Annotated in this window: 6 protein-coding genes; all 6 read left to right on the forward strand. The window is 68.4% G+C overall.

The window, feature by feature from the left end; all coding sequences use genetic code 11:
• The first annotated feature begins 262 nt into the window (after positions 1–262).
• The 6 genes from JJJ16_RS08680 to JJJ16_RS08705 all read left to right on the forward strand — a co-directional run bounded on the left by JJJ16_RS08680 (position 263) and on the right by JJJ16_RS08705 (position 14,180).
• Positions 263–6,304, forward strand: coding sequence for an Ig-like domain-containing protein (locus JJJ16_RS08680; RefSeq protein ID WP_219752275.1), 6,042 nt, complete (start codon positions 263–265; stop codon positions 6,302–6,304).
• A 4-nt stretch (positions 6,305–6,308) separates the two neighbouring features.
• The gene (locus JJJ16_RS08685) at positions 6,309–7,544 is read left to right on the forward strand and encodes a DUF58 domain-containing protein (protein WP_219752277.1); all 1,236 of its coding nucleotides are present in this window, start codon (positions 6,309–6,311) and stop codon (positions 7,542–7,544) included.
• A gap of 77 nt (positions 7,545–7,621) precedes the next feature.
• On the forward strand, positions 7,622–10,096 hold the full coding sequence (locus JJJ16_RS08690) for a transglutaminase-like domain-containing protein (RefSeq protein WP_219752506.1): 2,475 nt from the start codon (positions 7,622–7,624) through the stop codon (positions 10,094–10,096).
• On the forward strand, positions 10,096–11,613 hold the full coding sequence (locus tag JJJ16_RS08695) for a serine/threonine-protein kinase (RefSeq protein ID WP_060566296.1): 1,518 nt from the start codon (positions 10,096–10,098) through the stop codon (positions 11,611–11,613). The genes JJJ16_RS08690 and JJJ16_RS08695 overlap by 1 nt, the downstream gene beginning before the upstream one ends.
• A 102-nt stretch (positions 11,614–11,715) precedes the next feature.
• On the forward strand, positions 11,716–12,924 hold the full coding sequence (locus JJJ16_RS08700) for a S8 family peptidase (protein ID WP_219752279.1): 1,209 nt from the start codon (positions 11,716–11,718) through the stop codon (positions 12,922–12,924).
• A gap of 41 nt (positions 12,925–12,965) precedes the next feature.
• Positions 12,966–14,180 carry a S8 family peptidase gene (locus JJJ16_RS08705; RefSeq protein ID WP_219752281.1) on the forward strand — a complete coding sequence of 405 codons (1,215 nt, stop codon included), beginning with the start codon at positions 12,966–12,968 and terminating at the stop codon, positions 14,178–14,180.
• Positions 14,181–14,218 lie beyond the last annotated feature (38 nt).

Below are 14,218 nucleotides of genomic sequence, written 5' to 3' on the forward strand. Positions count from 1 at the left end.
GACCCGAGACCCGCCCCGGCCTCATCGACGAGGTGCGATAGCCCAAATGCACGACTGTGGTCAGGTTCTCGCGCGTGCGGAATGGCCATGCATCGCGGCGAGAACCTTGTTCAACAGGTTAGAGATTTCTCGGTACCTGTTGTTGTCTGCGGGGTTTATCCATAGGGTTGGTCGGTGTGTATCCTTGGGATGGTTGCCCATACCCTCCGCGGATACAGACAACGCCCCCTAGCAGTGCGCACATTGAGACTGAGGAAGCCACATGAACAAGGCGCGTCGATCGCGAAACACCTGGTCGAAGCGGATACCCGCGCTCGCCGTCCTATTGGTGTCCGCGATGCTGTGCGTGCTCGCGGTCGTGTATCGGGGCGTCGAGGTCACCCAGGTGAGCGTCGACGACGGTGGCATTTGGGTGACGAACCAGGATCGTAAGCTCCTCGGACACCTCAACTACGACGCCCTCATGCTGGACGGCACGGTCTCGGTGAAGTCCGCGTCCTTCGACATCGGTCAGGAGGGCGGCGACGTGACCCTGGGTGAGACCGTGAGCCGCACGGTCACCCCGGTGCGTCCGACCTCCTTCTCCCTCGGCCAGTCCGTCACCCTGCCCGACAACGCGGTCCAGGTCCAGGGCGGCTCGGTCCTGGCGGTCCTCGACCCCAACGAGGGCCTCCTGTGGGTCGGCAGCGCCAACGAGCCCGCCACCATGTCGCTCCTGCGCGAGGACGCGGTCGCCAACGACCTGAGCGACGGCATCGTGACGGTGTCGAACTCGGGCACGGTCTTCGCGTACTCTCCCGGCTCATCCAAGCTCGTGACGCTGACGCGCGAGGGTCAGGCGTGGCGCGCCAAGACCACGGAGATCAAAGACTTTACGCCCGCCGGCACCCCGACGATCACCGCGGTCGGCGACAAGCCGGTCGTCTACGACCAGACCGGCAACAAGCTCGTCCTGCCCGGCGGCAAGGTCCGCGACCTGTCCGAGGAGCACGTGAGCGGCGCCGTCCTGCAGGCCCCCGGCGATGAGGCTGCCTCGGTCCTCCTCGCGACCGGTGACCAGCTGGTGTCCGTCCCCCTGAACGGCAAGGCGATCGAGCGCCAGGAGGCCTCGGAGAGCGGCCAGAAGGGCACACCCGCGCCCCCCGTCTTCCACCGTGGCTGCTCCTACGGCGCATGGGCGGGCTCGGGCGCGTTCGTGCGTACCTGCACGGACTCCACGCGCAACCAGGCGCAGACGGTCCCGAGCCTGGCCGAGGCCTCCTCTGCCGTCTTCCGCACGAACCGCACGCGCATCGTCCTCAACGACGTCTCGACGGGCACGCTGTGGCTGCCCGACAAGAACATGGTCGTGGTCAGCAACTGGGACCAGACCCCCACCGAGGAGCAGGAGGAAGAGGACACTCCGACCCCCGACCAGCGCGAGCAGGTCTCCGAGCCGGAGCACAAGGACAAGAACACGCCGCCCGAGGCCGTGGATGACGAGTTCGGCATCCGCCCGGGCCGCTCGACGCTGCTGCCCGTCCTGGACAACGACTCCGACGACGACGGCGACGTGCTGACGGCGCGCGCGGTCACCAACCCCGAGTTCGGCTCGATCGTGCGCACGCGTGGCGGCCGCGCCCTGCAGATCACGGACGTCCCCGAGAACATGACGAGCGGATCGACGTCCTTCACGTACGAGGCCTCGGACGGCCTCGCGGGCGCGACGGCGAACGTGACGCTGACGATCCATCCGTGGAGCCAGAACGAGGGCCCGCGTCAGCTCAAGCACCCCGTCATCAAGGTGGGTGCGAACGCGCAGGTCGAGTACAACCTCCTGTCGGACTGGATCGACCCGGACGGCGACCAGTTCTACCTGGTGTCGGCGACGGCCCCCGAGGGCATGGCCGTGCAGTTCTCCGAGGACGGCACCGTCCAGATCCGCGATTTGGGTTCGGGCGCTGGCGTCAAGGCGATCGCCGTGACCCTGTCGGATGGCCACGCTGAGACCACCGGCGAGCTGAAGGTGAGCGTCCAGGAGGCGGGCAATGTGCCGCCGGTGGCGCGCGCCGACTTCTACGTGGCGCGCGTGGCTGAGCCGCTGACGATCGACCCGATCGCCAACGACACGGATCCCAACGGCGACGCGCTGTCCCTCGTGGCTGCGGGTACGGCTCCGGCGGGCACCTCGGTCTCCGCTGATCTTTCGCGCGGTACGCTGACGTTCACGGGCTCGGTGCCGGGATCCTTCCAGTTCACCTACACGGTCTCCGACGGCCCGTCGACGACCGTGGGCGTGATCCGCGTGGACGTGGTCGATGACGACACGAATGCTCTGCCGATCGCCGAGGACGACCTGGCGGTCCTGCCCAGCGGTGGTGCCTCGCTGATCGCGCCGCTGGCCAACGACACGGATCCGTCGGGCGGCGTCCTCGTCGTTCAGTCGATCGACGTGCCCGCGAACTCGGGCCTCGAGGTCACGCTCATCGAGCGCCACCTGCTGCGCATCACGTCGCCGCGCGGCCTGGCCGACGTGACGACCTTTACCTACACGGTCTCCAATGGCGCGGGTTCCGCGACCGCCCAGGTGAGCGTCATCCCGACGGATGCACAGAGTGAGGAAACGCCGCCCCAGGCCACGGCCGACACCGCGAAGGTGCGCGCCGACGACATCGGCTCGGTGAGCGTCCTGTCGAACGACCGCTCGCCGATTGGCCTGTCGCTGAGCCTGGACCCGGAGGTGGAGGTCCTGTCGGGTGCCGAGCTGGGCACGGTGTTCGTGACCGGCAACCAGGTGCGCCTGGCCGCCGGCTCCGAGGCCGGCGTGGTGCGCGTGTTGTACACGGCCGTCGATTCGGTCGGCAATCGCGCGACGTCGACCGTCACGTTTGAGATCATCGCTTCCTCCGCGGCCAACAGCGCACCCGTGCCCAAGCCGCTCAGCGCCTGGGCCGTGCAGGGGCAGATGACGCGCATCCCGGTGCCGCTGACGGGCATCGACCCCGACGGCGACTCGGTCGCCCTGGTGGGCATCGACCAGCCGCCGGCCAAGGGTAGCGTCGTGCTGGGCACGGAGTGGCTGGAATACACGCCCTCCGACGATGCGACCGGCACGGACACCTTCTCCTACATCGTCGAGGACCGCCTCGGCGTGCAGGGACGCGCCCGCGTGCGCGTCGGCATCGCCCCTCCGGGCTCGCAGAACCACAACCCGACGGCCGTTCCCGACTCGGTGACGGTGCGTCCGGGGCGCGAGGTGAGCATCAACGTCCTGAGTAACGATCTGGATGCGGACGGCGACGCCCTGTACATGGACACGGATCCGGCGACGGTGTCGGTGTCGGATCCGGCCGCGACCGTGACGGTGGCCGAGGACCTGGTGACGGTCAAGGCGCCCGCCACGAACGGCGTGTTCGTCGTGGCCTACCAGATCGAGGACGGCCGAGGCGGACGCGCCCAGGGTCAGCTGACCGTGACGGTGGACGCGGATGCGCCGCTGCGCGCGCCGATCGCCCGCGACGACGTCGTGCCGGTCTCCGACCTGCCCTCGGACTCCAAGCCTGTCAGCGTTGCCGTCCTCGTCAACGACGAGGACCCGGACGGCACCACGGCTGCGCTGACGGTGTCCTCGGACGCCTCGGGCGTGAGCGTGTCGGGGCAGAACCTGTCCATTTCCCCGGACGCGCGCCGTCGCCTCGTCGTGTACACGGTGACGGACCCCGACGGCCTGAGCGCGAGCGCGGTCGTGACTGTTCCGGGTACCGACCTGCTGGCTCCGCGTCTGGACACGACGCGCGTCCCGGTGGCGATGCGCGCGGGCTCCACGCTGACCCTCGATATGCGCGACTACGTGCTGGTGCGCGACAACTCGCGCTCCCCGATCATCACCGACGCGTCGTCGGTGAAGTTCAGCGGCGGCCTGGATTCGGCCTCGCTTCAGGACTCCACGCACATCACGCTGAGCGCGCCCGACACTGCCTCGGGCAAGGCCTCGGTCTCCTTCACGGTGCGTGACGGTGCCTCGGACGACGCCTCGGCCCTGACATCGACCCTGACGATCCCGATCACGATCCAGCCAGCCAGGAACCTGCCGCCGCGCCTGACCCCGACCCCGATCCTCGTGGGCCAGGGTGAGTCCGTGACGGTCGACCTCACGCAGATGGTGGACGACCCGGACGACCAGGCGAAGGGCTCCTTCGAGTACCGCGTGGTGAAGGCCCCCGGCGGCGTGGACGTCTCCCTGGACGGCTACAACCTGACCGTGTCCGGCAAGAAGGACCAGCCCAAGGGCCCGGTCGGCGCGATTACCGTCAGCGTCGACGACGGCTCGGGCGCGGTCAACGCCGACATTCCGGTCACGATCGTGAAGTCCTCCAAGCCCCTCGTGACGACCACGGAGGCCCGCATCAAGGCGAAGGCCGGCCAGACGGTGGACGTGAACCTGTCGGAGTACACGACGAATCCGTTCCCGGAACCGCTCGTGGTCCTGGATGCGTCGGTGCACGTGGGCCAGGGAACCGCCTCGGGCAACGGCAACGTCCTGTCGGTGACCCCCAAGGCGGGCTTCCACGGCGATATGATCGTTGTTTATCGCGTCATGGACGCGACGAACGACCCCGATCGTGTGGTCCAGGGCCGCGTCGTTGTCAAGGTCTTGGATCGCCCTGAACCGCCGCAAAACGTGAAGGCGACGGCGATGGGGTCGCAGACCGCCTTCGTGCAGTTCGATGAGCCTGCCTCGAACGGTGGCACGATTTCTGGCTACACGGTGACGGACCTGTTGGACGGGCGTACCTACAACACCACGAAGCCGGGTATGCAGATCAAGGGCCTGACGAATGGTGCGAAGCACCGCTTCACGGTCGTCGCGACGAACGAGGCCGGTGACTCCGATCCGTCGGCACCGTCCGCCGAGGTGAAGGTCGATGTCGAGCCCGATCAGATGGCCGCGCCCACGGTCGTGGGTTCGGATGGGACCCTGGATGTCACGTGGGCGGAGCCGCACAACGAGGGCTCTAAGATCCAAACGTACACGGTGTTCCTGTATCCGGAATCGGGCGGCCAGCCGATCCCGTACACGGCCGCTGGCACAGAGAGGAAAATGACTATCTCTGGGTTGAAGAACGGTGCCCTCTACTCGGTGAGAATCCAGGCCCAGAACGACGCGGACAAACCGTCGCTGCTGTCGGAGGCCACGGGCGCGCACCCGCATGGCGCACCGGACCAGCCGACTGACGTGAGGGCGGTGGCCGTGACAGCGGATAAGGATCCGAACCTAGCGACGGTCGAGGTCTCGTGGACGCCGGACCACTCGGGCGGAACCGGCTTCGGTCCTACCCACGTCATGGTGGGCGACAAGCCGGTGACGGCTCCGGCTGGTGCCAGGAGCGTCCAGGTGCCACTTGTGCCGACCGGTCGTGACAGGCAGGTGTCGGTGGAGCTGACGAACACCGACGGTGACACGTCGGCGAAGGGGTACACGACGGTGTCCATCGCAACCACTCCCGCGCCGATTGCGGACCCGACCCTCTCGGGCACCGGCAAGGCCGGTCAGCTGAAGGTCACTGGGCTGTCGGTGGTGACGGGCCGAGGTTTCGAGGCGTCGGATCTGACCTTGCGCTACTCGGCGGACCCCAATTCATGTGCGAGTGGAGAACGGGTCGACGACGGCGACATCCTGCCCGCCAACGGCTGGGAGTCGAAGACGTACTACTTCTGCCAGACGGGCATCGGCGTGAACAACCAGCCGGCGGCCTCACCGGTCGCGTCCGCCACGGGCACAGCGACGGGCCGCCCCTCGGATGTGGGCGTGCGGATCACGAACGTCAACTCGACGAGCCTGACCGTGCGCTGGGATCCGATCGGTGCCAACCCCGCCTTGTCGGGTCTCAAGGTGTACCTGAATAACAGGGAGCAACCCGTCGGGGTTGGCGCCACGGAGGCGACCTTCAGTGACCTGGCACAGGGCACGGAGTACTCGGCCACGGTCGCGGCGACGAACGACTGGGGAACGACTCAGATGCAGGCGGACTCGTCGGTTGTGACGAAGCTCGACGTGAACCTGACGTGGACGGAGGCCTGCCAGGGAGGCGAGAGGTACGCGTCCCCGGGTGGATGCCACACCTTTACGTTCAGTGCTCCGGGGTGGGCTGGCACGTCGATCGCTCACAAATGTACGATCCGTTCGGATCTGGATGGTTGGACCGAAGAGGTGACTATCGATCGTGCCGGTCCCGTAGAGTCGCACATCGCGACGCGGGCGGATTCCGACGCGGCGTTCGCGCAGAACGTGCACATCGTCGGCGATTGTCGCCCGGTGAGGTGAGCCAGTGAAGAAACTACGTCGACTTGTGAGGCATGCGTGGCGCGCTCTGAGCGCCCGCGTGCAGGCGCTGCCCGGCTACGAGGGCGTCGCCCGCTGGCTGGGCGCGCTGACCCCGGTGGGGTGGGCGGTGATCGCGGCGATGGTTGCGGGCACCGTCGCGGCCCTCGCCTTCGGCTGGCTGGAGGGCTTTATCGTGGCCGTGATGGGCTTGGTGGCCCTCGTGGTCGCGGTCGCCTCGGTCGCCTCCCCGTCCCCGCTGTCCGTGTCCCTGCGCATGAAGAACGACCGCATTGTCGCCGGCCAGGTGGCGGTGGGCCGAGTCCGCGTGGTCAACGAGTCCGGGCGCCGCTCGGGTTCGACCCTCGTGGAGGTGACGATCGGACGAGGCAGTGGCGAGTTCCTCGTGCCCCCGATCAGCGGAAACGGCACCTGGAACGAGTCTTTCTCGGTCATGACGAAGCGCCGCGGCGTCATCAACGTGGGCCCCGCGCGCACCGTGCGCATGGACGGCCTGGGCCTGCTGCGCCGCGTGCGTTCGTGGGATGACCCGATCCTCGTGCACGTGCACCCGCCGACGGTGCGTTTCTCCTTCGACGCGACGGGCATGCAGATGGACGTCGAGGGCGTGGCCAGCGAGAAGCTGACGAGCTCCGACGTGTCCTTCCACGCCCTGCGTGACTACGAGCCGGGCGACGACCGTCGCGCGGTGCACTGGCCGTCGACGGCGCGCTTTGGCCGCCTGATCGTCCGTCAGTTCGAGGAGACTCACCGCTCGCACCACATGGTGCTGTTGGATACGCGCGTGGACGCGTGGGATCGGCGCTCCTTTGAGACGGCCGTGTCGGTTGCCGCCTCGCTGGCGCTCGCCGGCTCGGGCGAGGCCCGCACGGTCTCGATGCACACCGCGGACGAGTGGATCCCCACGGGCTCGCCCATGGCGATGCTGGACGCGCTGTCCGAGATGGAGACGTCGACGCGCTCGGAGTTCGCGGGCATCGTGCGCCGCTGCATCATGGAACGCGGTGGGATCTCGGTGCTCTCGATCGTCGTCGGCGCCGGCGTGGACGACGAGGAGGCGGCTCGCCTGGCGAACATCGCTCCTGTCGACGTCATCGTGTCGGTGATTCGCGTGGTCCCGGGCCGATCCCGTCGCCGCCGCAAGATCACGCGCGGCGTCATCATCGACTGCCCCTCCCTCGAAGATCTGCCGATGCTCGTGTCCCGGGGGGTGAACGCGTGAGTACTCCTGCTCGCAACGCCTCGCGTCCGGTTCCTCCGCCGCGTCGCTCCCGCCGCCCCGCCGCCCAGGAAACCACGATGGGTGGGTCGATCCACCGTGCCGCCATGCCCGCATGGTCCCTGCTGGTCCTCGCGGTCCTCTTTTCCGGTCCGATCCTCATGTTCGAGTCCGTCTTCGGCGGCGGCCAGGGCGCGATCGCGGCGCTCGCGGGCGTCGTGGTTGGCCTCGTGGTCGCGTGGGCGGCCGCCAAGCGGCGCTGGGACCTGCTCTCGATTGTCGCGGCGGTCGTGGCCTCGCACTTCCTCTTCGGTGGCGCCGCCGCGCTGCGTGAGACGACCCGCTGGGGTGTGGTCCCGACGTCGCGGACCATCCAGACGCTGGTCGTCGGTTCGGTCGAGGCCTGGAAAGACCTCCTGACGCTGACGCCGCCGGCCGGCTCCTACGTGGGGCCCGCGATGGTGCCGTGGATGGCCTGCCTCGTGTGTTCCGTCGCGGCGGGCGTCGTCACGGTGCGCTACGGGCGCCCCATGTGGGGATCCGTGCCGCTGATCCTCGCCGGCGTGATCGCGATCGTGTGGGGGCCGTCGAATCACTCTCCGTCCGCCCTCCTCATCATCGCCTGGTGGGTGGGACTCATCGTGTGGTGGGCGTGGGCCTCGGCGATCGGACGCGCACGATTGGGCGCCGACATCGTCATTGGTATGGCCTCTACGGCGACCACCGCGTCGACGACCATGGGCGGTTCCCAGCGCCAGATCGTGCACGTGTGGTGGCGCGTGGGCATGGGCGCGCTCATGGTGGGCGTCATGGTCGCTGCGGCGATCCCTGCGGCGTCCCTGCTTGGCCCCACGGCCTCGGACCGCGTCGTCGGACGCGACGTCGTCGAGCCGCCCGTGGACGCGCGCCAGTACCCCTCGCCGCTATCGAGCTACCGCCACTACAACAAGGACCTTGAGGATGAATCCCTGATCCGCGTGTCCAACATGCCCAAGGAGGCGCGCGTGCGCCTGGGCGCGATGGACGTGTACGACGGGACGACCTTCGGCATGGGCGTCACGAACACGGCTGACGGCACGGCTGGATACCGCCGCGTGGGGTCCACGATCCCGGGGCGCAGCGCCGATACGGCGGGCGTGCAGACCTCGGTGTCGACCTCGCAGCTGCTGGGACCGTGGGTGCCCACGATCGGCCAGGTGTCGGTCCTGCGTTTTGAGCCCTCCGCCCCCAACGCGGCCGAGCAGCAGGATGGCCTGAACTACGACCTGTGGGCGGATACCGCCCTGACGACGGGCCCGACCGGCCAGCTGAGCTACTCGCTGAGCACGACGATGCCGCGCGAACACGCGGACTCGGAGTTCGCCAGCGTGAACGCGGCGCGCTACGCCGGGGGAGACACGAACGTCCCGAAGGACGTGGACTCCCTGGCCGCGGATCACACGTCGACCGCGCGCTCGGACCTGGAGAAGGCCCGCGCGATCGAGCAGTTCCTGCACACGGATGGCTACTACTCCAACGAGGACACGATCAATTCGCGTCCCGGCTCCTCCCAGGACCGCATCGAGCGCATGATCAGCGCTGAGGCGCTGGTGGGCGACGACGAGCAGTACGCGACCCTCATGGCCCTGATGCTGCACTCGCAGGGCATCAACGCCCGCGTCGTTATGGGCGCCTACCGCGAGGGCACGTCCGGCAGCGTCGACCTGACGGGTTCGGACATGCACGCGTGGGTCGAGGTGGAGTTCCCCGGCGTGGGATGGGCGACGTTCGATCCGACTCCGCCGCGCGATCAGCAGCCCACGACGCAGGTCAACAAGCCCAAGTCCGTGCCCAAGCCGCAGGTCCTGCAGCCCCCGGAGCCGCCCGAGCAGCCGGTCGAGCTGCCGCCCGCGACCCGCGATCAGGCGACGGATCCGCACGATCCGAGCGGCGTCCACATCCCGTGGATGGCGATCGGAACGGTGTCGGTGTCCCTCCTCCTGCTGCTGGGCCCGGTCCTGGCGGTGCTCCTGGCGAAGTCTCGCCGCCGCAAGAGCCGCCGCCGCGCGCAGGCCGCCGAGTCGGTGCGCGGCTCGTGGGACGAGCTCGTGGATACCGCGATCGACTCCGGCCTCGTCGTCGAGCCGCACCTGACGCGCCAGGAGGTCGCGTGGGCGCTGGCCTCGCAGTGGACGCCCAAGAAGTCCGAGAGCGACGAGGAGGGGAACGCCAAGGCCCGTAAGGCGCGCAAGCGCTCTGCTGCGGACGTGCGCGTGCCCGGCTGGTCGCTCTTCTCGGGCGCGGTTCCCCGGGCCGTCACCGTGGCGCGCCGCGCGGACGTCGCGGACTTCGCTGCCGGCGGTGCCCGCCCCGAGGACGCGGAGCAGGCGTGGAACGACGTGGATGAGCTGCGTCGCGAGTGGGCGGCCTCGGTGTCGCCGTTCGCGCGACTGCGTTACGCGCTGTCGCTGAAGTCGCTGCGCTGGCGCCGTCGCGCCCGCCGCCAGGCTGATGCCGCTCGCAAGGGCGGTCGCTCGCTGGCCAAGCGCATGGGTCGTAGGAAAGGGAAACGTTGATGGATAGCGACGCTCGCGTCGGAATGGTGCCGTCGCTGCCGGGTTACGAGTGGATTCGTCCGCTCGGGTCGGGTGGTTTCGCGGACGTGTTCCTGTGCCGTCAGGAGCTGCCCAGCCGTGAGGTGGCCGTCAAGGTGGCGCGCAGGGATCGCGGGGCGGACGGCGAGGCCGGTATCGCCCGCGAGGCCGACGTGATGGCTCTCGTGTCGGGTCACCCGGCGGTGGCCCAGCTGTACGGCGCGGGGCGCACGCCGGATGGTCGCCCGTACCTGGTGATGGAGTATTGCCCGGTCGCGAACATTCTCGATCAGGTGCGCGCAAACCCGATGTCGACGGATCGCGCGCTGTCGATGGTGATCCGCATGTGCGGTGGCGCTGAGATGCTGCACCGCGCGGGCTACGTGCACCGGGACATTAAGCCCAGCAACATCATGATCAACGCCTTCGGGTCGCCGGTGCTCACCGACTTCGGCGTGTCCGAGCCGGTGGGTGCAGACCCGCGTGGCGGCCGCGACGGCTTCTCGGTGATGTGGGCGCCGCCCGAGCAGATTGCGGGCACGGCACGCGCTCACCCGACGCAGGACGTGTGGGCACTGGGCGCGACCCTGTGGACGCTTCTCATGGGCCGCTCGCCCTTCGAGGTGGAGGACGGGGACAACTCGGCCCACGCGGTCGCCCAGCGCGTCGCCCGCGGCCGCGTGTCGCGCATCGACCGCCCGGGCGTGCCCGACGCTGTGACGGCTATCGTGCGCCGCGCGATGAGCCTGGACCCGGAGCAGCGCTTCGGGTCGGCGGCAGCCCTCGGCTACGCGCTGCAGACGGTCGAGCGAGAGATGCACCGCCCGGTCACGGAGATGAAGCTGAGCGTGGTGGCCTCCTCGAGCGCGCCCTCCTCGGCCCTGTCCGCCCCGTCTGCGGCGGCCCTGGACGCGGAGCGTACGCGCACCCGCCGCGGGAGTTTCGCGGACGGTCCCCAGGCCTCGTCGAACGAGGCGTGGGCCGGTAACTCGACGACGAACCGAACCGGGTTGGTTGAGGGGCAGTCGAAGCGTCCCGCGTGGGTGGTGCCGGTCCTCGCGCTCGTGATGGTGCTGGCGACAGCCGGCCTGGTCGTCGCGATGCTCACCGGCGGCGGACACAGCATCCACCTGGGCGGAGGCGGTGGCGGCGTCTCCACGCCGACGCCCTCCTCGAGCGCGGGGACAGTGAGCAACTCCGATCAGGGCGACGCGGGCGCCGTCCCGCCCGAGGCCGTCACCGGGTTGACGGCCACACCGAACGGCAACGAGATCCGCTGGGGCTGGGAGGTGCCCGAGCAGGGCCAGTACCAGCCCGGAGCGCTGGAGTTTAAGTACGTGCTCACCCGCCCGGGCGAGGCCGTGGTGGCCGAGACGATGCGCCGCAACAGCCTGACGACCACCGCGGTGAGCGGCGAGAACTGCCTGACCGTGAGCCTCGTCGTGACCTCCACGGGCCGCGAGTCTGCCCCGGTGACGCAGTGTGTGACGGTGCCGTAGGGCGCTGGTGTCATGCCCTTTCACGACTGGCTCGACGGTGCATGACCGAGTGGTAGACTGCTGTGTTGCGCGCCGCCGGGGCGCGTGGCGAAAGGATGTGTAATGAGGCGCGATATTGCCCGCGTGGCGCAGCGAGGTACGGGGGTCGCCCTGGCCGGCGTGCTTGCTCTTGCAGCACTCGTGGTTCCTGCGGCCCCAGCATCGGCGGACACCACGATCACGGCGAACGAACAGACCTTCTACGGCTACTACCGCCTGGATGCGATTCACTCGTCGGGCTACACGGGTGAAGGCGTGACGATCGCGCTCATTGACGGCCCGGTCAACACGCAGATCCCGGAGCTGGCCGGTGCGCGCATCCAGTCCTACAGTCCCTGCGCCGTGGGCTCCCAAGACAAGTACTGGGACCACGGCACCGTCATCGCGCAGGTGATTTCCTCGCCTCAGTTCGGCGTGGCACCCGGCGCGAATCTACGCGCTTACACAAAGTCGTTTGAAGGTGATACGACGGGTTCCGACTGTGCGATCGGGCAGTGGGGGCGAGGCTACTCCGACCTCGCTCTCCTCATCGAGGACGCGCTCAACGACGGCGTCGACGTGATCACGACGTCGTCGAGCTACCCCAGTGACTACGAGGGCATGCGCTGGGCTCTCGCCCGCGCGATCGCGGCCAAGGTTCCGGTCGTCGCCTGCACGGGTAATGATTCGGCGCGCAACTCGACGGAGTGGCTGCCCTCCTGGGGTGGCGTCGTCGGCGTGGGCGCGATCGAGACCAACGGTCGCCCCTCCGACTACCAGAACTGGGGAAGGCCCCTGTCGACGGTGGCCCTCGCGCGCCCTCTCGCCCGTTCGGGCGTGTCACAGGAACGAGGCGAGTGGTGGGGGACGTCCTTCGCGACCCCCGTCGTGGCCAGCTCCCTGGCACTGTCCATGCAGCGCTGGCCTCGCGCGACCGGCAACCAGATTATGCAGGGACTGGCCCGCACGGGTGTGGGCGGCAACGGCGGCGAATGGAACCAATACACGGGGTACGGCGCGCTCGACATCTACGCGATGCTGACGACGAACCCGACGAGTTTCCCGGATGAAAACCCGTTCATGGACAAGGGAACGAACACGGTTCCCAGCCGACAGGACGTGCAGGACTACATCGACGGCGTGGTGGATCCGCGCGTCGTCATGAACGACAACTCATACGAATACCTGGGGTACGACGAGCGTCTCGCACTCAGCCGCGATCATGACTACCCGACGCATCTGGGCACCAGCCCCCGCTACCACCAGAAGTTCCAGTCTCAGAAAAAGAACTAACGCACGCGGGCGCCCCATTGCGCGCAGCGAAAGGACAGCTGATGAGTCATCTGATGACACGCCTGGCGCGGCGCTGTTCGGGTGTGGCGGTAGCGGGTTCGCTCGCGGTGGCGGCGCTCGTCGTTCCTGCGGCGCCGGCTTCGGCGGCGCGAATTCCGATCACGGCGGACGAGCAGGACTACTACTCGTACTACCACCTGGGGCAGCTGCGCGCGTCGGGTTACACCGGCCGGGGCGTGACGATCGGCCTGCTGGACGGCCCGGTGAACTGGAAGATCCCGGAGCTGCAGGGCGCGGATATGCAGTACATGAGCCGCTGCGACGTCGAGTCGAGCGACGACAGCTGGGAGCACGGCACGGTGATCGCTCAGGTGATGGTGGCCCCCGAGTTCGGGATCGCCCCCGAGGCGAGGCTCAACCGCTACACGGTGTCTCTGAAAGGCGATACACCGAGCAGGGACTGTGCAATCGGCTGGTGGGATGACGGCTATTCGGATACGTCGGTGCTCATCGAGCTGGCGCTCAACGACGGCGTGGATGTTGTGTCGATTTCGTCGACGTACAGCGCGGACAGTGAGAGTATGCGCTGGGCTCTGGCCCGCGCGATCACCCAGAAGGTGCCGATCGTGGTGTCGATGGGCAACGATTCGGAGTACAACCCGCCGAAGTCTCTGGCGCGTATGACGGGCGTGGTGGGCGTGGCGTCGGTGGAGCCTAATGGGGAGTTGACTTCGTACTCCAACTATGGGGACTACGTGTCGACGGCGTCGGTGTCTCGTCCGTACGCGCGTTCGGGTGCGACGTGGGAGAAGGGGTACTGGCAGGGCACGTCTTTCGCGTCTCCGACGGTTGCGTCATTCCTGGCGTTGGCCAGGCAGAGCTGGCCCGAGGCGACGGGTAATCAGCTCCTGCAGGCCCTGGCCCGCACGGGGATCGGCGGCAACGGCGGCTACTGGAACCCGTACACGGGGTACGGGGCGGTGGATCCGTACGTGCTGCTGACCACGGACCCGTCGCAGTTCCCGGACGAGAACCCGTTCTTGAACAAGGGCTATGAGTCTATTCCGACCCGCCAGGACATCGCGGACTACGCGGACGGCCTGGTGGATCCGAGGCGCATCAACGCGGATGATTCCTACCAGTATCGGGGTTTCGATGAGCGTCTCACCCTGAGCCACGAGCACGGCTACCCGACGCACCTGGGGACAAGCCCTCGCTTCCATGCGAGCAACGCGAGCAACGCGAAGAAGAAGTAGCACGTAGGGAAGCGCCCCTGTCGCCCACGGCACGGTGG

The sequence above is a fragment of the Schaalia sp. ORNL0103 genome (genome assembly GCF_019429565.1).
Taxonomy (GTDB): Bacteria; Actinomycetota; Actinomycetes; order Actinomycetales; family Actinomycetaceae; genus Pauljensenia.

Excerpts from the sequence above, each read along its gene's own strand:
- JJJ16_RS08680 (WP_219752275.1), top strand. The coding sequence starts at position 263 with ATGAACAAGGCGCGTCGATCGCGAAACACCTGGTCGAAGCGGATACCC.
- JJJ16_RS08690 (WP_219752506.1), top strand. The coding sequence starts at position 7,622 with ATGGGTGGGTCGATCCACCGTGCCGCCATGCCCGCATGGTCCCTGCTG.
- JJJ16_RS08695 (WP_060566296.1), top strand. The coding sequence starts at position 10,096 with ATGGATAGCGACGCTCGCGTCGGAATGGTGCCGTCGCTGCCGGGTTAC.
- JJJ16_RS08700 (WP_219752279.1), top strand. The coding sequence starts at position 11,716 with ATGAGGCGCGATATTGCCCGCGTGGCGCAGCGAGGTACGGGGGTCGCC.
- JJJ16_RS08705 (WP_219752281.1), top strand. The coding sequence starts at position 12,966 with ATGAGTCATCTGATGACACGCCTGGCGCGGCGCTGTTCGGGTGTGGCG.